Here is a 19,269-nt window from a genome sequence, read left to right on the forward strand (position 1 = left end):
ACGACCTCCGACACCGCCGTTCCCGGCACTTCCGAGTGGCCCGTGCCGTTCAGTTCTGCCCGCAACTGCGACACTGTGATCGAATCTTCGCTATCCGTCTCGCCGATTTCCGCCGGTGACTCCATCTTCGACATGTTTCGATGTACACACCACACCCATATAATGCGAGATCGGCGTTTTCACCGTCCGAATCGGGCCACTAAATTTATATACTATCGATTGCCGCTCGCGAAGATGGGTCCAGAAACCGGGTGACGGTGGCGATGAGGGACGAACCGCCGCCGTCGATCCCGCACGAGACGGGGTAGCGGATCGGTGGTGGAAATGGAGTCACCTGTCCCTGCGGTGTCGCCTACCCGCGTTCGGGGTATAAAATACGCATCCGCTTCACCGATCGAAACGGGGATGGGAACCGGATCGACGCCGACCACAGCAGCTACCGAGAGGATACGCCGGTTCCACGCGAAACGATGGGCGCTACGTCAACTCGATCTCGTCGACATCGAAGTGCCGCTTCGCCAACCGCCGGGCGAGGTCGATCCGGCGGCCCCCCTTGCCGATTGCGACGCCGCGATCGTCGGCGTCGACCTCAGCGTAGGCGACTGTCGTATCGTTTTCGCTTATCGTCACGTTGTACACCGCCGCCGGGGCGAGGGCGTTCGCGACGAAGTTCGCCGCGGTGTCGGCGTTCTCGACGATCGTCACGTCACGCCCGAGCGCGGATTCGACGCGCGCGACGTGGTCGCCGCCGGGGCCGATCGCCTGCCCCATCGTCCCCGCAGGGACGACAAACACGAGGCGATCCTCGTCGACGAGACAGTCGATCGCCGGGACATCGGTCTCGTCGTCGAACAGCGCGATGTAGCGTCTGGCTTCGTCGGAGAGGGTAACGGGCATGGGAAGGGTGCGGTTGAGGTTGGATAGGGTGCTGAAACGGTGAGATGCGAAATCGAACCGCGAGTCCTGCAGGCGTGAGACGGCGCCGGATCAGTCAGTCGTCCGCGGCGGGGCTTCCGGACTGCCGGGCGCCCATCCGCAGGTCGACGTCGCCGGTCCCGAGTTTGATTGGCTTGCCGACGATGACGTTCTCCGTGACGCCGTCAAGATCGTCGACCTCGCCGTGGATCGCGGCATCGAGCAGGTGATTGACCGTCACCTCGAACGCCGCACGCGCGAGCACCGAGTCCTTGTTCCCGGAGATGCCGTGGCGGCCGATCGACTCGATGTCACCGGTGTTCGTCATGATATCGGCGACGAGCATCAGGTGTCGGATGTTCACGTCGTCGAGACCCTGCTCTTCGAGGGTGTTCATTGTCTCCTCTATTATCTGTTCGCGGGCCGCCTCGATCCCGAGGTTGCTGTGGATCTCGTGGATGTTGTTGCAGGTGGTCCGGGAGGCGTCGACGCCCTCGATATCGAGGACCTTCTTCAGATTCGACCCCTCGGTGTAGAGGATGAACTCCTCGCCATCGTCGAGTTCCTCCCGCCGGATAACGACCCGGCTGATCTCCTCGATCCCCTTGAACACGATCTCACGGAGCTCCTCGACGAGTTGGAGCAGCTGTCGGTAGGAGGGCTCTTCGGGGCCGAACTGGATGACCGTCGTCTGTGGTCGATCCGTCTCGACGCCCAACTCGGACTCGATCGTTCCCGCGACCCGCCCCGCGATGTCGTCGATGCTGTCGATCGTCGGCCACCGCTCGGCGAGCGTCTCCTCGTTGAGGTCGATCCGCACCAGCATATCGGCGACGTTCGTCGACACGTCGCCGAGCGCGAGGATCTTTGTCGCCTCGATCTGCCAGACGACCTCGTGGGCGCGGTCTCGGTTCTCGGCGTAGACGCCGTCGAGATGGACCGTCATCATCGGCGTGTCGGGCGTCTTCCGGGCGTCGACCAACTCGATGAGCCGGGGCAGTCCCTGCGTGACGTCGATCTCCGCGACGCCCGCGTAGTGGAACGTGTTCATCGTCATCTGAGTTCCGGGTTCCCCGATACTCTGTGCAGAGACCGTCCCGACCGGGTCGAGGGGATCGACGCGGTTTTCGAGGTACTTCGACTCGACGCCGTAGACGATGTCCTCGACGTGGCCGTCGGTCAGGTCTTCTCTGACCTGAACGGTCCTGTAGACCTCCTGTTTCAGCCGTCTCGGGAGGTCGCTGTCCTCGACGATCGACTCGACGGAGTCGGTGATCTCAGTCATCGGACTCCACCTCCTGTCCGCCGGCCGAGCGCCACGACTCGCCGTGCTCGGAGATGTTCGTCGACGGTTCCTCGATGCCGAGGAACTCCTCGCGTTCGGCCGGCGAGTCGAACTCCGACTCGACGACGCGGTCCGCGATGGCCTCGACGTCGATGTCGAAGTCCGTATTCGAGGAGACCTGCACGGGTGAGGTGCCGTCCTCGCCGAACTCGAACTGGACGACCGTATCCGAGGTGTCCCGGACGGTGCCGTCGTACTGCGCTTCGAGTTCGGAAAGCGCGTTGATCAGCCGCCGTTGGAGGTAGCCGGACTTAGAGGTCCGGACGGCCGTGTCGACCAGCCCCTCGCGGCCGCCCATCGCGTGGAAGAAGAACTCCCGCGGCGTCAGACCGTTCCGGTATGAGTTCTCGACGAAGCCGTGGGCTTCCGAGGAGAGGTCGTTCGGCTTGAAGTGGCTCAGCGTCCGGTCCTCGTAGCCGCGGTTGATCCGCTCGCCGCGGACCGCCTGCTGGCCGACACAGCCGGCCATCTGGGTCAGGTTCAGCATCGACCCACGCGCGCCGGATTGGGCCATCACGACGGCCGGGTTATCATCGCCGAAGTGGTCGTCGGCGATGTCGCCGGCGGAGTCGCGGGCCTTTCCGAGCGTCTGCATGATCTTCATCTCAAGTGTCTCGTCGACCGTCCGACCGGGCAACGACTCGAGTTCCTCGTTGCGGTACGTCTCGATGAGCGTCTCGACGCGCTCGTTGGCGTTGTCGATCGCCTCGGCGATCTGCTCTTCGGCCTCCCGTTCGATCGACTCGTCGTCGATCCCGATCGAGAACCCGAAGTGCATGATCGAGCGCATCGCGAGCGTCGCGACTTCGTTGACGAACACGCGGGCGCGGGTGTTGCCGTACACCTTGCAGATGGTATCGACGATCTCGCCGCCGAAGGCGCCGACCGCGTCCTCGTCGATCGTGCCCTCGGTGAGATAGCCGTCCTCGACAGTTACCGAATCGCCAGCCGAGGAGGTGAAATCGAGGTCGAGGCCGTCCGGAAGCAGCTCCGAAAAGAGGCTCCGCCCGGTCCAGTACTCGACGCCGTCGGCGACGCCGTCGGACGCGGCCGCGTCCAACGAGCCCGCGCCCGCTTCGCTCTCGCGGACGCCGTCAGGGTCGGGCAGCCCGTCGATACTCGTCGCGCGCAGCAGGTCAAGTGCCTGCGTCTCGTTGAACCGCGGATTATCGTGGGTTAACAGGTACAACCCCGAGATGTGGTCCTGGATCGCGCCGATGATGTTCTCGCCGAAGCGCGGGCTGAGGATCTGCTCTTGAACGCGCATGAGCACGCGGGCTTCCGCACGGGCCTCCTCGTTTTGCAGCGCGTGCATGTTCATCTCGTCGCCGTCGAAGTCGGCGTTGTACGGCGGACAGACCGTCGTGTTCAGTCGGAACGTCTTGTAGGGCATCACGACAACCTCGTGTGCCATGATGGACATCCGGTGCAGCGACGGCTGCCGATTGAAGATGACGATATCGCCGTCGATGAGGTGTCTCGCGACCTCCCAGCCGGGCTGTATCTTCTCGGCGAGTTCCTCGCAGTTCTTTTCGGTCACCTTCAGGCGGCGGCCGTCAGGCCGCTTGACGTAGTTCGCGCCCGGGTGCGTCTCGGGACCGTTGGAGACGTAACGGCGGGCATCGCTGAGGTTTCGATCGTTGACGTTCATCGTCTGGGTCATCTCGCTCGCGACCCGGTCCGGAACGCCGACCTCGTTCAACGAGAGCGTCGGGTCAGGCGAGATAACGGTCCGGGCCGAGAAGTTGACCCGCTTGCCGGACAGCGAGCCACGGAAGCGTCCCTCCTTGCCCTTCAGCCGCTGGCTGAGCGTCTTCAGCGGACGGCCGGAGCGGTGTCGTGCCGGCGGCGTCCCCGAGATCTCGTTGTCCATGAATGTCGTGACGTGGTACTGCAACAGCTCCCAGAGGTCCTCGATGATGAGTTGGGGAGCGCCCGCCTCGCGGTTTTCCATGAACCGCTGGTTGATGCGAATGATGTCGACGAGCTTGTGTGTGAGGTCGTCCTCGCTACGCTGGCCGTTATCGAGCGTGATCGAGGGGCGCGCGGTCACGGGCGGCACCGGCAGCACGGTCAGGATCGTCCACTCCGGCCGCGATCGATCCGGGTTGATCCCGAGCGTCTCGATGTCCTCGTCGGGGATCGCCTCGAAGCGGTCGCGGATATTGCTCGCCATCAGCTTGTCGCCGCTGTAGGAGACGAGAAAGTCCGGCGCCGGCGCGCTCTCGAAGCGCCCGCTGAAGGCACCGTCGGAGGACATCACCTCGCCGGCGATTTGGAGCAGGGAGACGTGCTCGCGGCCGATCCGCTCGCTGTCGCCCGGCCCCTGCCCGCTCATCAAACGGCTGATGTCCGCAACGGTGATTCGTTCGTCACCACCCCATCTCGCGACGACATCGTTGACCGCCTCGACGAGTTCGTCGAGTTCGATCTCGGTGCCGCCTTCGCCGCCCTCCAGAGCTTCGGCGAGCAGGTCGCGGACATCGCCGTCCGGGACCGGCCCCTGTTCGAGGTACGTCGAGGGTTTCTCGTGGGTGATGTCGTATTGGGCCGTCGGATACCCCTTGCGGTAGTCGTCGTCCTCCGTGCAGTACGGACAGTAGTCGGCGTCGCGGGCCTGGCGGATGCCCGCTTTCAGCACGTCAGAGGGGTCCTCCCCGAGATCTCGCGTCCGCTCAAGCTGGTCGAGGAACTGTTCGCGCTTACGTTCGGCCGCCCGCTCGGCTTTCTCTTGGGCCTTTCGGGCGTCCTCCGGAGAGACGAACCAGTTTCGGGGAGGGGTGTCGTCTCGCTCCTTGAAGTACTCGCGGCGGTACTCCCGGTCGGAGGGGTCCGCGAGCGTCAGCCGGCCGCACTCGCGGCAGGTGCCCCGCAACAGCCGCCGGATCAACTTGGCGTGGCCGACGTGAACCACGGGCGCGGCGAGTTCGATGTGGCCGAAGTGACCGTTACACGAACCGGAGTGTTTGCCGCAGGTCTTACACTCCAGACCGGGATCGATGACGCCCAGCCGCGGGTCCATCAGCCCCATATCGATCGGGAAGCCGTCGTCGTCGTACGTATCGGCCGTGATTATCTTCGTGGCCGACATATTTCGGTACTCCTCGGGGTCCATCAACCCGAAGCTCAGCGTTCCGATCTCTTTTGGTGTTTGTCCTTGCATTATACTGCGTCCTCCAGTTCGATTCGCGGGGCGATACCGAGCGCCTTCATCTCGTCGAGCAGCAGTTTGAACGCGTAGCTCATCTCGACCTCGTGGACGTCCGTCTCCTCGTCACAGTTCGGGCAGTAAACACGGCGCTGTTCGACGTTCTCGACCGCGCTCATGCCACACTGTCCGCAGACGTATATCTCCTCGCGGTCGGACTCGTCGAGCAGCCGCTCTTTGAGCGTCATCGCCGCACCGTGACCGATGAAGACATCCCGCTCCATCTCGCCGATCCGGAGGCCGCCCTCGCGGGCCCGGCCCTCGGTCGGCTGCCGCGTCAGCACCTGCACCGGTCCGCGCGAGCGGGCGTGCAGTTTGTTCGAGACCATGTGATAGAGCTTCTGATAGAAGATGACGCCAACGAAGATCTCGGCCTCGATCTTCTCGCCGGTGACGCCGGAGTACATGACCTCCTTGCCGTTGGATTTGTACCCTCGATCGACGAGGGCATCCCGGAGTTCGTCCTCGTTCTCGCCGAGGAACGGCGTTCCGTCGACGCGTCGCCCTTCGAGGGAACCGACCTTGCCCCCGAGCATCTCGAGGATGTGGCCGACGGTCATTCGGGAGGGAAGCGCGTGGGGGTTCAATACGAGGTCGGGCACGAGACCCTCCTGTGTGAACGGCATGTCCTCTTGGGGGGCAAGGTGGCCGACGACGCCTTTCTGGCCGTGCCGAGAGGCGAACTTGTCGCCCAACTCGGGGACACGCTCGTCGCGGACCTTCACCTTCGAGAGCTTCGAACCGTCTTCGCCCTCCATCAGCGTCACGGTGTCGACGATGCCGGACTCGCCCGACCGCATCGTCACCGAGGTTTCGCGGCGCTTCTGAGGACTGAGTCCGCCCATGTCGTCGGGCTCCTCGAGGAAGCGTGGCGGCGACGTCTTCCCGAGCAACACGTCGTTCTCGCCGACATCGGTCTCGGGGTTGACGAGGCCGTCCTCGTCGAGGTGGGTGTACGCTTCTTCGCCGCGGGCTCCGCGGACATCGTCCTCCGGGATCTCGAAGCGGTCCTCCTGACCGCCCGGGTACCGTCGTTCCTCGCCCTCATAGGTCCGGAAGAAGTGCGAGCGAGCGAGCGCGCGTTCGACGCTCGCCTTGTTCATGACGAGGGCGTCCTCGATATTGAACCCCTCGTAGCTCATCACGGCGACGACGAAGTTCTGGGCGGCGGGGCGGTCGTCGTACCCGATCTGATCGGTTGTCTGGGTCTTGACGATCGACAGTTGCGGATAATGCAGCAGGTGCTGTCGGGTGTCGGGGCGGATCCGATAGTTCGCGCTCGGCAGTCCGAGCGACTGCTTGATCATTCCCGATCCCATCGTGATCCGCGGCGAAGCGTTGTGTTCGGGGTAGGGGATCATCCCAGCGCCGATCCCGAACATCAACTGAGGATCGATTTCGAGGTGAGTGTGATCGTCGGTGAGGTCGTCCTCGTCGACGGCAACGAGGATGTCTTCTTCCTCCTCGGCGTCGATGAACTCGATGTAGCCGCGGTCGACGAGCGACTCGAACTCGAGATCACCGTCCTTGACGGCCCTGAGTTCCTCGTCGCTCATGATCGGTTCGCCGTCCTCGATGACGATGAGGGGCCGGCGGGCGCGGCCGGCGTCGGCGTTGACAATGACCTCGTCGGTCCGGTCGCGGACCGAGACGTTCACCATCTCGTCGATCTCGCCGCGTCGGCGGGATTCTCGGATATCGTTTGCGAGTCTGTTCGGGTCCGGATGGGTGCCGATGAGGCTCCCGTTGACGTACACTTTAGCTTCTCTTCCCTTGCTCATGTTAGTCGTCCGCCGTGTGTGTTTCGACCGTCTCGATCCCCGGAATTCCCTCGACGCCCATTGAGGCGAGTTCGCGTTTCAACTCGCGCTCGTCGTCGACGTTCTGGGACAGTTCCATCGCCTGTGCGAAATTCTTCACGAGGCCGCAGTTCGGGCCCTCCGGCGTCTCGGAGGGGCAGATCCGTCCCCACTGAGTGGCGTGGAGGTCCCGCGCCTCGAAGTGCGGCTGCGACCGGCTGAGCGGCGATCGGAGCCGACGCAGGTGGCTCAAAACGCCCATGTAGTCGGTCCGATCGACCAATTGGGAGACGCCGGATCGGCCGCCGACCCAGTTCCCGGTCGCGATCGGGTGTTCGAGCCGCTCCGTGAGCACGTCCGAGCGGACAACCGTGCTCACCGAGAGCTGTCGGTTCCGCATGTTGGCCCGTTCGAGTTGGTACTTTACGTCCCGAGCCAGTTTGTTCAGCGCCGTCCGGAACAGATCCTTCATCAGGTCGCCCGAGACCTTCAGCCGCTTGTTAGCGTAGTGGTCCTTGTCGTCGGATTCGCGGCGGCCGAGCGCCAACTCGAAGCACGCCTCGGCCATCCGGCAGAGGTACACCGCCTTGTTCATCCGGACCTCCTCGTCCTCGACACCCTCCTCATGGAGGTGCGGCAGGAGATAGCGGTCGATAACGTAGTTCGCGCGCTTGAGTTGGTAGTTCTTGCCTTGGCCGGCGGCGACGCGCTGGCCAAGCGTCTCAATGGCCTCCGCGGTCGAGCCGACCTCGGCGGCCTCTAGGTTCTCAAGCATGAACTTCACGATCTCGGGATCGTCGCTCACGCGGTGGACGATCTCCTCGTCGGATTCAAGCCCGAGTGCACGGACGAGCGTCACGAAGTTGATGCTGCCCGAGACGGAGGGGAACGATACTTCAAGAATGCCGCTTCGATTCCGCTCACACAGCACCAGCGCGCGGTAGCCACGTCGCTGGGAGAACGTCTTTGCGATCTGGATCTCATCGCCGTACTTCGTGTCGTACTCCGCGAGGATCTTGTTCGGCGCGAGGTCCTCGCTCGTCATCAGCACGCGCTCGGAGCCGTTGACGATGAAGTAGCCGCCGGGGTCGGCAGGGTCCTCGCCGATCTCGATGAGTTCGGCGTCGGTGAAATCAGCGATGTTGCACTTGTTCGACCCCACCATGATCGGCATCCGGCCGACCTTCGTCTCAGCCTGGTCAACGACGTGTTCTTCCTCTTCTTCGCCGCCACGGATGATCGACATCTCCATGAACACCGGCGCGGAGTAGGTGATGTTCCGGAGGCGTGCCTCTTGAGGGTACAGCAATTCCTCGGAGCCGTCGGCCTCCCTGACCCGGGGCGTCACGACCCGAACGTTCGAGAGGTCGACGCGGACGGGTTCTTGCCCCTCCTTGTCGCCGATGTCGGTGTTGATTGCCTCCTTCTCGTCGACAACCCGCTGCATACCGCGGTTGAGGAAGTTGTTGAACGATCGGAAGTGGTGCTCGGCGAGTCGTTCCCGTGAGAAGTACTCCCGCGAAATCGCGCGTCGATCTTGTTGGTTCATGCGATCACCGGTCGAGGAGCGCCGTTCATTCTACCACCAGTCGGTACACGATCGCTTCGTCAGTAGTCCGGGAGTCCCGGACGATCTTCACCACGTTGCCGACCTCGGCGTCCTCAGGAAGAGCGGCATCGCGGCGCTGTATTTTCGGCAGGTCTGTGCGTCCGATGTCGTACTCCGCGAGCAGTTCCTCGACCGACTCGTGATCGAGGACGGTGTGCTCCGGAACCAGGTTGTGTTGGCTTACGTCTACCATGGGTTGATCTGGCCGGGGAAAGAAGCTATCACGAGATACTACAGTTCGGTATATCCGCGAGGAATTTAAGCGTTGTCAAATCGGACGGCGGTGGCTACTCGGCCCCGCCTCCCGTGCGGGCCGAAGACTGCTCGTTGAGACGCTTTTCGTCGGCATGCCTGAAAAAGCCTCGTGTCGGTGCCGCCGTTGCAGGGGAAAGCATGCCGTATACCAACAATCGGAGGGGTGGGGAGACGGTCGTGCGAAGCGGCGGGCGTCGACGGCTACAGCGCGGCGTGTACACAGCGTGAAGGTGTCCAGCGCGAAACGGGCACGGCCGGTTATAAGACGTGCTCCGTGTCGTAGGAACCGAGCACGCGAACCCACCCGTGGGGCGCGATGTCGCGCAGTTCGTCGATCGCCTCCTGGGCGCGGTCCTCGTAGAGGCCGGCCGCGAAGTCCAAATGGAAGATGTAGTCGCCGAGACGCTCCCCGCTGGGCCGGGACTCGACCCGCGAGAGGTTGATATCGCGGTCGGCGAACGGTTCGAGCATCTCCAAGAGGAGTCCGGGAAAGTTCGTGTTCGGGTACACGATCACCGTGCTCTTGCCGCCAGCGTCGGAGCGTTCGGACTCGGGCGCAAGCACGACGAAGCGGGTTGCATTCGAGGTGCTGTCTTGGATATCGCGGGCGAGCACCTGCAGGTCGCTGCCGGCCGTTGCGGGGTGGCCAATCGCCGCCACAGACGAGTCCTCGCGGGCGCGCTCAACTCCGCGTGCGGTCGAGGCGACCGCCTCTGTCGTCGCACTCGGGTACTCCTCGCTCAGGAAGTTCCGGCACTGTGCGAGCGCCTGGGGATGGCTGGCGACGACCTCGAACTCGCCGGCCTGGGCAAGCAGGGCGTGTTGGATCGGTGTCACGATCTCGCGGACGATCGCGACGTTTCGGTCCGCCAGGGCGTCGAGAGACTCCGTGACAGACCCCTCGATGCTGTTCTCGATCGGGACGACGCCTCGTTCGTACTCGCCGCCCGCGACGCCTTCGACGATCCCCGTCACCGACTCGACAAACTCGATGTCGTCGGTGACGGACTTCGCCGCGCGGTGGGAGTACGTTCCTTCCGGGCCGAGCGTGAGGGCTCTCATTGCCGTCGGGTACTCCGGCCGAATTTAAAAGGCGTTGGGTCGGGCGGCAGCCCGTGTGTCCGCCAGCGGCCGAACCTGTCATCAGCGAGTGACCCCGCGGTCACCGACGGAACGCGTCATCGGAGTCCGAGGCGGCGTAGACGCCGGCCCGCCACGCGGCGTCGAGTGCGGCCGTCACGACGAGGCCAACGACGGTCCCGGCGACGAGGAGCGACGGCGAGGGGGGCAACGTCGCGACGACGGAGCGGACGGCGACCGGCCCGCCAACGGCGGTGCCGAGCCCCCACCCGCCAGCCGCGAGCGCGGCCGTCCCGGCGAGACCGCCGATCTGGATCCGTTCGCGTCCCGGGCGCGGGACAACTCGGTTCGCCCGGTCGACCGCCGCGGGCAGCGACGCGGCGTCGAGGACGATCGCTGGGAGGACGAACCCGCCACAGCCGGCGGCGATCTCGGCCGGGGCGGTGTCGTTCTCGGTGAGGAGTCGGTCGGCGAGCGGCCCGACAGCGACTGTTGTCTTCGCCCAGCGGTACAGCGGCTCCGAGCGGGCGCGGACAGCATTCAGCGTCGTGGCGACCGAGACGCGCTGCCCCCGCACCCGGCGGCCGACGGCGTAGGCGATGGCCGCGGCACAGGGCAGCCAGACGGCGGCCGAGACGGTGCCAACGGCCGCGAGAACGACAGCAGCGAGAACGACTGCGCCGAGGTCGCCAAGGACCGCCGCATCGGCGATCGCCGAACTCGACGCGAGGACGACCGCCAGTTCCCACCCGGCGGCGACGGTCACGCCGATCCCAACCAGCGCGGCGAGCGTCCACGCGAGCGCGGCCGGAGAACGAACGTACGTTCGGACGCTCATAGAAATTGTTTCGGACGGATGGTATAAAAAGGGTTTCAGGCCGAATCGTCCGGGGCTGGGACCCCGTCATCGGGAGCGTCAAGCTCCTCGAACGTCTCTTTGAGTTTGCGGATCCGGTCGCGAATATCGGCTGCGAGTTCGAATTCGAGGTTGTCGGCAGCCTCCTCCATACGGCGTTCGAGCCGTTCGACAAGCTCCTCGGCCTCCGCGGGCGAGTCGGCGTCGACGCCGGAGACGCCGTCGGTGTCGGTCTTCGAGCCGGGGAGGTTCGTCTCGCTGACGGCCTTCTCGATTGTCCGGGGCTCGTGGCCGTGTTCCTCGTTGAACTCGGTCTGGATCTCCCGGCGGCGGCGGGTCTCCGCAATGGCTGACTGCATTGAATCGGTCGTTTCGTCGGCGTAGAGGACGACCCGGCCCTCAACGTTTCGGGCCGCTCGACCCATCGTCTGGACGAGCGTCGTCTCCGAACGCAGGAAGCCCTCTTGATCGGCGTCGAGGATGGCGACGAGGCTCACCTCGGGGATGTCAAGTCCCTCCCGCAGGAGGTTGATACCGACGAGTACCTGAATCTCACCCAATCGGAGCGATCGGATCAGCTCGTGGCGTTCGAGAGTGTCGGTCTCGTCGTGCATGTACGCGACGTCGACGCCGGCTCCCTCCAGATACTCCGTGAGGTCCTCGGCCATCCGCTTGGTGAGCGTCGTTACGAGGACGCGTTCACCTTCGGGGGTCGCCTCAATCCGTTCCATGAGGTCCTCGATTTGCCCCTCGGCGGGGGAGATCTCGATTTCCGGATCGACCAGGTGGGTCGGCCGAACGATCTGTTCGACGATCGCCTCGGAGTGTTGGCGCTCGTAGTCGCCGGGCGTCGCGGAGACGTACAGCGTCCGGTCGGTCTTGTCCTCGAACTCCTCGAAGGTCAGGGGGCGGTTGTCGTAGGCGGTCGGAAGCCGAAAGCCGTTCTCGACCAGCGAGTCCTTACGTGATTTATCACCCTCGTACTGGCCCTTGATCTGCGGGATAGACTGGTGGGATTCGTCGACGACCGTCAGGAAGTCGTCGGGAAAGTAATCGAGCAGCGTGTAGGGCGGCTCCCCCGACTGCCGATCGGACATGTGCACCGAGTAGTTTTCGATGCCGGAGCAGTAGCCGGTCTCCTCCAGCATCTCGAGGTCGAAGGTCGTCCGTTCCTCGATGCGCTGGGCCGCGACGAGATCGCCCTGGCGCTCGAAGTAGCTTACGCGCTGTTCTTTCAGCTCCTCGATTTCCTCGATCGCGCGCCGGAGTTTCTCCTCCGGCATGGAGTAGTGCTCCGCGGGGTGGACGAGGGCCGCGGGCTCCGTCGAGACGACATCGCCGTTCAGCACGTCGACTTTCATGATGCGATCGATCTCGTCGCCCCAGAATTCCACACGGAGGGCGTGGCGGCCGTACATCGGGTAGACCTCAACGGTGTCACCCCGGACCCGAAAGGTGCCCTGCTGGAAGTCGACATCGTTGCGCTCGTAGTTCAGGTCGACAAGCCGTTTCAACAGGTCCTCGCGCCCGACCTCGTCGCCCGGCTCGAGGCGCATCGCCATCCCCTCGTAGTTGCCCGGGTCGCCGAGGCCGTAGATGGCGGACACTGACGCGACAACGATCACGTCGTCTCGCGTGAGCAGCGATCGCGTCGCGGAGTGTCTGAGCCGGTCGATCTCCTCGTTTATCGACATATCCTTGTCGATGTAGGTGTCGGTGCGCTCGACGTAGGCTTCGGGCTGGTAGTAATCGTAGTAGGAGACAAAGTACTCGACGGCGTTGTCCGGACACAGGTTCCGAAACTCCTCGTACAGCTGTGCCGCGAGCGTCTTGTTGTGTGCGAGCACGAGCGTCGGTTGCTGGAGCTCCTCGATCACCCACGAGACGGTGTTAGTCTTCCCCGAGCCGGTGACCCCAAGGAGGGTCTGTTTCTCCGCGCCGGCCTCGTACCCGGCGACCAACTCCTCGATCGCCTCGGGCTGGTCGCCCGCGGGTTCGAAGGGAGCCTCGACCCGAAACGGCCGATCGAGGTCCGGGCGATCGGGTTGTAGGGGACCGCTGTCGCTCATTGTCGAACAGTGGGCGCTCGCGCACTTGAGCCGTGGGTTTGCGGCCAGCGGTTCGGGCCGGCGCTGCGAGGGGACGGGCCGCTGACGACGGTTTTGAGAGGATCGATAGCCGGAACCGTACTCGATCGGTGGGTCGTCTCGGACCGCGTGGTGACGACGTAGCGAACAGACGGGGGTGGCTTCGGTCGACCCGCCCCCGTACTCCCGCCTCGGGGGCCGACCGCGGCTCGTCAGCGCATGGAGTGTCTGGTCGCGTTCTGGTATATAAATCGTGGTCCGGGCGACCCGACGCACGGTCGACGGTGCGTCGACGGCGAGGCGGAAACACTAATCGGCTTCGAACCCCCTACTGCATATATGAACCGTCCGAATCCGGCCCGATCCATCGACGCCGAACGTGGGGTGAACCGCTGATGGTTGGCGAGTTCGAGCGACCGCCACAGGGGGAGTTCGAGCGGGAACTGCGGTCGTTTCCGGAGTTCTTCGACCGCTTGGAGGCCCAAGGGGCGCTCGATTTCTGGGACGCCGTCGACTCCGAAACCGAGATCGAGGGGCTCGTCTATCACCATCGCGGAGCGCAGATCCCGAGTTACGACGGCCGCTTCGTCCAGGAACCGACCGGCGAGGGCCGCGAAACGCCGGCGTTCAGCGTCGAGTTCGGCACCGTCGGCCCCCGGAGCGTCTGGGCGGCGTTCGATCACACGTTCTCGTGGGACGTCTACCTCATCCTGTACGAGGAGGGTGCTGTCGTGGCCTGGATGAGCGACGCCGAGTTCGAGTCCGAAGAGTCGGCACACTTCAACTCGAAGGCCAGAGCGGTCGAAGCCGGGCAGTTCTCTTTCGGCGTCTTCTTTCGGTTCGGCCCCGATTGGGTCGAACGCGAGGAGTGGGGGCAGTCCTCGGGTGCGCCGGCGATGCTACAACTCGGGGACGGGCGACTTCTGACCCCAGACACCGAGTCGGCGTTCTACGAGAACGCCCACGCGATCCCCGACGAGTTCCGCCCGGCCGTCGACGGGGGGGCACCGGCGTTTTATGGCCTGCTGGACGCCGGGCTCTCCGCAGACCCCGGGGCGTAGCGTCCTGACAGTCCCCTATTTCGATACGAACGGGTCGTAACCGGTTCCCTCCGCGAGGACGAACTCTACAGCATTGATTACATAGTGGGCGACGACGACGACTGCCAAGCTCTCAGTCATCACGAACGCAACGGCGAGAACCAGTCCGAGGGCGCCTGTCACGGCGATCCCAAGTCGCCCCTGTGCGCCGTGGCCGGCGGCGAAAGCAACCGAGGAACCCACGGCGAGGAGCCACGGCGAGATCCCGAAGCCGCTTGAGAAGGCGCCGATCAGGATCGCCCGAAACAGCAGTTCCTCGAAGCCCGCGATGACCGGCAGGACGACGAGGAGGAGAAGCGCCCAGCCGGGGGCGGATTCGGGGCCGAGAAGGTCCCGAAGTGCTGCACTCGGGTCGGCATCGATCAGCCCGCCGAGAAGCGTGTTTGCGGCCGCGACCGCAAGCCCGAGGCCGGTTCCGGCCACGATGGCGTCCGCGGCGGTTGCCGTCCCGACACCGAGTGACGAAAGCGGGATCTCGGCCAGCCAGACGCCGACAGCGAGGACGGCGGCCAGCAGGGCGTGTGAGGCACCAACGTTCGCCAGCATCGCCATCGGGCCGGGCCGAGAACTCTGGGTACGCCAGACGCCGGCGCGATCTGTCGCGTCGAGATGGTCGGCCCCGTCCGAAAGCGACGCTGGCCGTGGCGTCGGTTCCGCGAGTTCGGAGACAACGCGCTCTGAGGCGCGGGCAGAAAAAAGAACGAACGCCAGTACGATCAGGGTGAGCGCCGAAAAAGCAACCCACCGGGGCACGCCTTACTGGGGGCTCGGATTGCTAGCCCCGCCGACCTCGCGCTGTTCGAGCGCGGAGCCGGTGATGTTTTTGAGTCGGTCGATGAGCGAGTCCTTCGCGGGTTCGCCAGCCAGCGCAACATCGAGTACCTCGGAGATGTGCGAGACGGGGATGATCTCGATCTGCTCTTTGTACTCGTCCTCGATCATCACGTCCTGCTCGTTGGCCTTCGGGATGATCACGGTGTCGAGCCCGGACTTCGCGGCGGCTTCGATCTTGTGCGTCACACCGCCGACCGGCAACACGTCGCCGCGGACCGAGAGCGACCCGGTCATCGCCATGTCTTGCCGGACCGGAATGCCCTCAAGCGCCGAAATGACGGCCGTTGCAACGGTGATAGAGGCGGAATCGCCGTCGACGCCGCCCTCACCGGCTTGGACAAACTGAATGTGGACGTCTTTCTCGGAGATGTCCTCATCGGAGAACTTCTTGATGATCGCCGAGACGTTCTGAACGGCCTCTTGGGCCATCTCTTTCAGTTGGCCGGTCGCGATGACTTCGCCGGGGCCCTGACTCGGCGTGACCTCGGCCATCACGGGGAGGACGATTCCTGAGTCCTCGCCCATCACGGCGAGTCCGTTGACGCGGCCGACCACGTCGCCTTGGTTGACCGTGAGCTCGTAGTCCTTGCGGCGCTCGATGTAATCGTCGGCGAGTTGCTGTTCGATCGAGCGCGAGCGAGCCTTCGCCTGCAGAACGTCTTCACGGCGGGTGTGCTCGCGGTTCTCGGCGCGGGCGATGTCGCCCGAGACGCGGATGAGTCCGCCGAGGCTCCGGAACTTCAGCGTCAGGTGGCCCTTCCGGCCGGCGCGGCGGCGGGCCTCGAGGATGATCTCCTCAATCGCTTCGTTGGTAAACGGCGGCAGGCGGCCGTCGTTTTCGACTTCCTGTGCGACGAAGCGGGCGTACTTGCGTCGCATCTCGGGGGAGTCCTCGATGGTGTCGTCCATGTAGACCTCGTAGCCGTATCCCTTGATGCGCGAGCGGAGCGCAGGGTGCATATTCTCCATCGCGTCGAGGTTCCCCGCCGCGACCATGACGAAGTCGGTCGGGACAGGTTCAGTCTGAACCATTGCGCCCGAGGAACGCTCACTCTGGCCGGTGATAGCGAATTCGCCCTCCTGGATGGAGGTCATCAGCTTCTGCTGAGAGCGGATGTCGAGGGTGTTGATCTCGTCGACGAATAGCACGCCCTTGTTGGATTTGTGGATCGCACCTGGCTCGACACGGTCGTGGCTCGGCGTCTCCATGCCACCGGACTGGAAGGGGTCGTGTCGGACGTCACCGAGCAACGCGCCGGCGTGGGCGCCGGTCGCGTCCTCGAAGGGGGCGACCTGCTGGTCGGCGTTGTTGACGAGCAGGTTCGGCACCATTGCGTCCGAACCGCGGCTCATGTACTTGAACGCGAGGTAGATGACCCCGGCGGCTATGATGCCGAGCAACAGCGCCTGTGCGATGAGGATCGAGTAGCCGAAGACGACAGCGATGATGATCCACATCAAGAAGCTCCGCATCTGGTTGCGTTTTCGGGCTTCCTCCTTGTGGGCGTCGACGATCTGTTCGCCCTTGCCCGCCGGCACCGTTCTGACCTTCGGCTCGTTGCCGTCGTCGGGGTTATGATATACCAGGACGTCTTGGAGCTCTTCTTTCGGGAGCAGTTGGCTCATCGCCTTCGCGAGCATCGACTTGCCCGTCCCAGGCGAGCCGATCATCATCACGTGGCGGCGTTGTTTGGCCGCTTTGAGGATTATGTCGCGGGCGTGATCCTGCCCGATGACCTGATCGACGAGCCGATCGGGGACCTCAATGTCGGCGCTCGAACCGATCTGGAGTCCGCCAAGAAGGCTGTCTTCCTCCTCCTCGTCGATTTCGACGTCGCTGTCGACGTGGACCTCGCTGCCGAGGTCCGAGCCGTCGAGAAGCTCCTCGTCCTCGCCGAGGCGTTCGCTCGCCCCCCGTTCCTCGGACCGATCCGAGCGTTCGGGGTACGGCTCTTCGGCGCCTGGCTCGGTCGGATCCGTGCCATCCCCGTAGTCGCGCCCGGATTCGCCACCGTCCGAACTGGACTCCTCGGGAGCCTCGGCCGGCTCTTCCTGTGGCGTCCGGCGCTCGTCCGCGTCAGACGCCTCGTTTTTTTCCTTTTCGTTGCTCATAGAAACGTTTCTGCTACTCGTAAACAAGGGTTATCGACTGATATACTTTCTCCCCGAGTCACGCACTGCCGGCGGAAAAAACCGCAGTATGGAGGCCGTATCTGCTGCCTGTGTCGGGCTCTCGATCGCAACCCGTCGGGTTTATCAGATTCCCACACACACCAAACGGCATGACGCGTGGGTTCTACATCGGGCGGTTCCAGCCGTACCACGAAGGCCACCACGCGATGGTCGATCGGATCCGCGACGAGATCGACGAACTCGTCGTCGGCATCGGAAGCGCGGACCAGTCGCACACGGTCCGAAACCCATTCACCGCCGGCGAGCGCATCATGATGATCACAAAGGCGCTGGCGGAGTTTGAGATGACGACCTACGCGGTCCCCATTGAGGATCTGAACCGCAACTCGGTTTGGGTGAGCCACGTCCAGTCGATGAGCCCCAACTTCGACGTCGCGTACTCGAACAACCCGCTCGTGGTCCGGCTCTTCGAGGAGGCCGGCATCGAGGTCAGGCAGTCGCCGATGTTCCAGCGCGAGGAGTTCGAGGGGACCGAGGTTCGAACGCGGATGGCCGCCGGCGACGACTGGGAGTCGCTCGTTCCCCAGACGGTCGCCGAGGTGATCGAGGAAATCGAGGGGCTCAATCGCATCCAACGGATCACCGAAACCGACACCAACGGGGCCGGTGATTCGGCCGATGACTGAGACGATGATCACGCTTGCCTCCGACTTCGGGACGCCGTATCCGGCCGCGATGAAGGGTGCGATACTCAGCCGCTGTGACGCCCGCCTCGTTGACATCGGCCACGAGTTCTCCAGACAGAACGTCCGTGCGGCCGCCTTCTGGCTCTCGAAGGTCCTGCCCGAGTTCCCGCCCGCGGTACATCTGGTCGTCGTCGACCCCGGGGTCGGCACCGACCGCGCGGCCTTGGTCGTCCGAGTCGGCGAACACGCTCTCGTCGGCCCGGACAACGGCGTGTTGCTCCCGCCTGCCCGCGCACTCGCGGAAGCCGAAGCGGGTGGGGCGACGGAGAGCAACGGCCACGGTGCCCCCGCGCTCGAGGCCTACGAACTCAATGCCGGCGAGCCACGGAGTTCGACGTTTCACGGCCGGGACGTGTTCGCCCCCGGCGCGGCCGCGGTCCACGAAATCGGGGTCGAACGGCTCGGGGGACTCGACGAACTCGCGCCGGCCGACGGCGTTGTCGACCTCGAGTTCCCCGACCCGGAACGGATTGAGGACGGGGTCCTCGGCGAGGTGCTCGTCGTCGACGGGTTCGGCAACGTCGTCACAAACGTCCCCGGCGGGGTGCTCGGCAACCGCAGCGTCGCCCGGATAGACGGTGAGCCGACACAGGTCGTTCCCTCGTACGCCCACGCCGAAGCGGGCGAGGCCGTCGTGACGGTCGGCAGCCACGACAACGTCGAGCTCGCGGTCAATCGGGGCCGGGGCGACGATCGGTTCGGGCTCGAAACCGGCGACGCCGTTCGGATCGAATTCTCTTGAGTGACGGCGTCAGGTTCGTATCCCGCTAAACGGTAGCCTCTGGGCCGGGGGTCCGCGGTTCACGGAAGACCGATGCTGACCGGGCACGCCGAGAGGATGGGACGGCGATCGAGTGTCTCGCGAAATAAGAATAGTGGGTGCGGCGGTCGGACGGGTGTGGCTTACTGATAGTAGGCGTTCTCGTCGTCGACGAGGTTCTTCAGCCGGTCGCTGGCAGTCGGTTCGAACTGGCGCTGGGTTTGTGCGGTCGGGCTCGCCGTCGACTCGCCGGGGGCGGCCCACGGGTCGCTGCCGCGTCGGGCGGCGATTTCGGTTGTCCGTGTGGTCGGCTGCGGTTCAGGCGTCGTCTGCGGGTTCGTGCTCATTATTGCGGTAGGGGGTTGGGTAGTTGTCGTCGGTACAGGCCAGGAGAGATTAGGCTACGTGTACCCCAAGAGCGAGCAGCGATCCGCGAGCGCGAGTGGTGTCTCGCATGTACCAATCTGTATCTCATGATTGTTGATAAAGGTATCGGAACAACGGCGGGGAGCCGGACAATCGAACACCTGCGCCCGGATTGA

15 protein-coding genes are annotated in these 19,269 nt (G+C 64.5%); 3 read left to right on the top strand and 12 right to left on the bottom strand.

Annotated features, from left to right (window positions below; all coding sequences use genetic code 11):
* Nucleotides 1-477: 477 nt before the first annotated feature.
* From ACI944_RS03015 to uvrB, 9 genes are all read right to left on the bottom strand, one after another.
* On the bottom strand, nt 478-897 hold the full coding sequence (locus tag ACI944_RS03015) for a NusA-like transcription termination signal-binding factor (protein WP_411717596.1): 420 nt from the start codon (nt 895-897) through the stop codon (nt 478-480).
* Nucleotides 898-991: 94 nt separating this feature from the next.
* Nucleotides 992-2,200: a DNA-directed RNA polymerase subunit A'' gene (rpoA2, locus tag ACI944_RS03020; RefSeq protein WP_411717597.1), complete on the bottom strand. Its 1,209-nt coding sequence runs from the start codon at nt 2,198-2,200 to the stop codon at nt 992-994.
* Complete coding sequence (locus tag ACI944_RS03025; RefSeq protein WP_411717598.1) at nt 2,193-5,423, bottom strand: DNA-directed RNA polymerase subunit A'; 3,231 nt, start codon at nt 5,421-5,423, stop codon at nt 2,193-2,195. Before ACI944_RS03025 ends, rpoA2 begins: the two co-directional genes overlap by 8 nt.
* Complete coding sequence (gene rpoB / locus ACI944_RS03030; protein WP_411717599.1) at nt 5,423-7,249, bottom strand: DNA-directed RNA polymerase subunit B; 1,827 nt, start codon at nt 7,247-7,249, stop codon at nt 5,423-5,425. The genes ACI944_RS03025 and rpoB overlap by 1 nt, the downstream gene beginning before the upstream one ends.
* Before the next feature lies 1 nt (nt 7,250).
* Nucleotides 7,251-8,816: a DNA-directed RNA polymerase subunit B'' gene (locus tag ACI944_RS03035; protein ID WP_411717600.1), complete on the bottom strand. Its 1,566-nt coding sequence runs from the start codon at nt 8,814-8,816 to the stop codon at nt 7,251-7,253.
* Between the two features lie 25 nt (nt 8,817-8,841).
* Nucleotides 8,842-9,069, bottom strand: coding sequence for a DNA-directed RNA polymerase subunit H (locus ACI944_RS03040; protein WP_411717601.1), 228 nt, complete (start codon nt 9,067-9,069; stop codon nt 8,842-8,844).
* Nucleotides 9,070-9,389: 320 nt separating this feature from the next.
* Entirely contained in the window at nt 9,390-10,193 is an 804-nt protein-coding gene (pheA, locus tag ACI944_RS03045; protein ID WP_411717602.1) for a prephenate dehydratase, read from the bottom strand.
* A gap of 100 nt (nt 10,194-10,293) precedes the next feature.
* On the bottom strand, nt 10,294-11,049 hold the full coding sequence (locus ACI944_RS03050) for a hypothetical protein (RefSeq protein WP_411717603.1): 756 nt from the start codon (nt 11,047-11,049) through the stop codon (nt 10,294-10,296).
* 35 nt (nt 11,050-11,084) lie between these two features.
* On the bottom strand, nt 11,085-13,136 hold the full coding sequence (uvrB, locus tag ACI944_RS03055) for an excinuclease ABC subunit UvrB (RefSeq protein WP_411717604.1): 2,052 nt from the start codon (nt 13,134-13,136) through the stop codon (nt 11,085-11,087).
* Nucleotides 13,137-13,549: 413 nt separating this feature from the next.
* Here uvrB and ACI944_RS03060 point away from each other — a divergent pair, with 413 nt between their 5' ends.
* Nucleotides 13,550-14,215, top strand: a complete 666-nt coding sequence (locus ACI944_RS03060; RefSeq protein WP_411717605.1) for a hypothetical protein — start codon at nt 13,550-13,552, stop codon at nt 14,213-14,215.
* 15 nt (nt 14,216-14,230) lie between these two features.
* On the opposite strand, the gene ACI944_RS03065 is transcribed toward ACI944_RS03060, so the two are convergent.
* Together ACI944_RS03065 and lonB are read right to left on the bottom strand one after the other, a co-directional pair.
* On the bottom strand, nt 14,231-15,007 hold the full coding sequence (locus tag ACI944_RS03065) for a lysostaphin resistance A-like protein (RefSeq protein WP_411717606.1): 777 nt from the start codon (nt 15,005-15,007) through the stop codon (nt 14,231-14,233).
* 3 nt (nt 15,008-15,010) lie between these two features.
* Nucleotides 15,011-17,200 carry an ATP-dependent protease LonB gene (gene lonB, locus ACI944_RS03070; RefSeq protein WP_411717607.1) on the bottom strand — a complete coding sequence of 730 codons (2,190 nt, stop codon included), beginning with the start codon at nt 17,198-17,200 and terminating at the stop codon, nt 15,011-15,013.
* Nucleotides 17,201-17,370: 170 nt separating this feature from the next.
* Here lonB and ACI944_RS03075 point away from each other — a divergent pair, with 170 nt between their 5' ends.
* Nucleotides 17,371-17,907, top strand: coding sequence for a nicotinamide-nucleotide adenylyltransferase (locus ACI944_RS03075; RefSeq protein WP_411717608.1), 537 nt, complete (start codon nt 17,371-17,373; stop codon nt 17,905-17,907).
* Between the two features lie 4 nt (nt 17,908-17,911).
* Nucleotides 17,912-18,709, top strand: coding sequence for an S-adenosyl-l-methionine hydroxide adenosyltransferase family protein (locus ACI944_RS03080; RefSeq protein WP_411717610.1), 798 nt, complete (start codon nt 17,912-17,914; stop codon nt 18,707-18,709).
* Between the two features lie 161 nt (nt 18,710-18,870).
* On the opposite strand, the gene ACI944_RS03085 is transcribed toward ACI944_RS03080, so the two are convergent.
* The gene (locus ACI944_RS03085) at nt 18,871-19,074 is read right to left on the bottom strand and encodes a hypothetical protein (protein WP_411717609.1); all 204 of its coding nucleotides are present in this window, start codon (nt 19,072-19,074) and stop codon (nt 18,871-18,873) included.
* Nucleotides 19,075-19,269: the final 195 nt, after the last annotated feature.

This window comes from Natronomonas sp. (assembly GCF_046710025.1).
In the GTDB taxonomy this organism is placed as follows: Archaea; Halobacteriota; Halobacteria; order Halobacteriales; family Haloarculaceae; genus Natronomonas.

Excerpts from the sequence above, each read along its gene's own strand:
- ACI944_RS03060 (WP_411717605.1), top strand. The coding sequence starts at position 13,550 with ATGGTTGGCGAGTTCGAGCGACCGCCACAGGGGGAGTTCGAGCGGGAA.
- ACI944_RS03025 (WP_411717598.1), bottom strand. The coding sequence starts at position 5,423 with ATGCAAGGACAAACACCAAAAGAGATCGGAACGCTGAGCTTCGGGTTG.
- ACI944_RS03035 (WP_411717600.1), bottom strand. The coding sequence starts at position 8,816 with ATGAACCAACAAGATCGACGCGCGATTTCGCGGGAGTACTTCTCACGG.
- rpoA2 (WP_411717597.1), bottom strand. The coding sequence starts at position 2,200 with ATGACTGAGATCACCGACTCCGTCGAGTCGATCGTCGAGGACAGCGAC.
- pheA (WP_411717602.1), bottom strand. The coding sequence starts at position 10,193 with ATGAGAGCCCTCACGCTCGGCCCGGAAGGAACGTACTCCCACCGCGCG.
- uvrB (WP_411717604.1), bottom strand. The coding sequence starts at position 13,136 with ATGAGCGACAGCGGTCCCCTACAACCCGATCGCCCGGACCTCGATCGG.
- ACI944_RS03085 (WP_411717609.1), bottom strand. The coding sequence starts at position 19,074 with ATGAGCACGAACCCGCAGACGACGCCTGAACCGCAGCCGACCACACGG.
- ACI944_RS03015 (WP_411717596.1), bottom strand. The coding sequence starts at position 897 with ATGCCCGTTACCCTCTCCGACGAAGCCAGACGCTACATCGCGCTGTTC.
- ACI944_RS03050 (WP_411717603.1), bottom strand. The coding sequence starts at position 11,049 with ATGAGCGTCCGAACGTACGTTCGTTCTCCGGCCGCGCTCGCGTGGACG.
- lonB (WP_411717607.1), bottom strand. The coding sequence starts at position 17,200 with ATGAGCAACGAAAAGGAAAAAAACGAGGCGTCTGACGCGGACGAGCGC.
- ACI944_RS03040 (WP_411717601.1), bottom strand. The coding sequence starts at position 9,069 with ATGGTAGACGTAAGCCAACACAACCTGGTTCCGGAGCACACCGTCCTC.
- ACI944_RS03075 (WP_411717608.1), top strand. The coding sequence starts at position 17,371 with ATGACGCGTGGGTTCTACATCGGGCGGTTCCAGCCGTACCACGAAGGC.
- rpoB (WP_411717599.1), bottom strand. The coding sequence starts at position 7,249 with ATGAGCAAGGGAAGAGAAGCTAAAGTGTACGTCAACGGGAGCCTCATC.
- ACI944_RS03080 (WP_411717610.1), top strand. The coding sequence starts at position 17,912 with ATGATCACGCTTGCCTCCGACTTCGGGACGCCGTATCCGGCCGCGATG.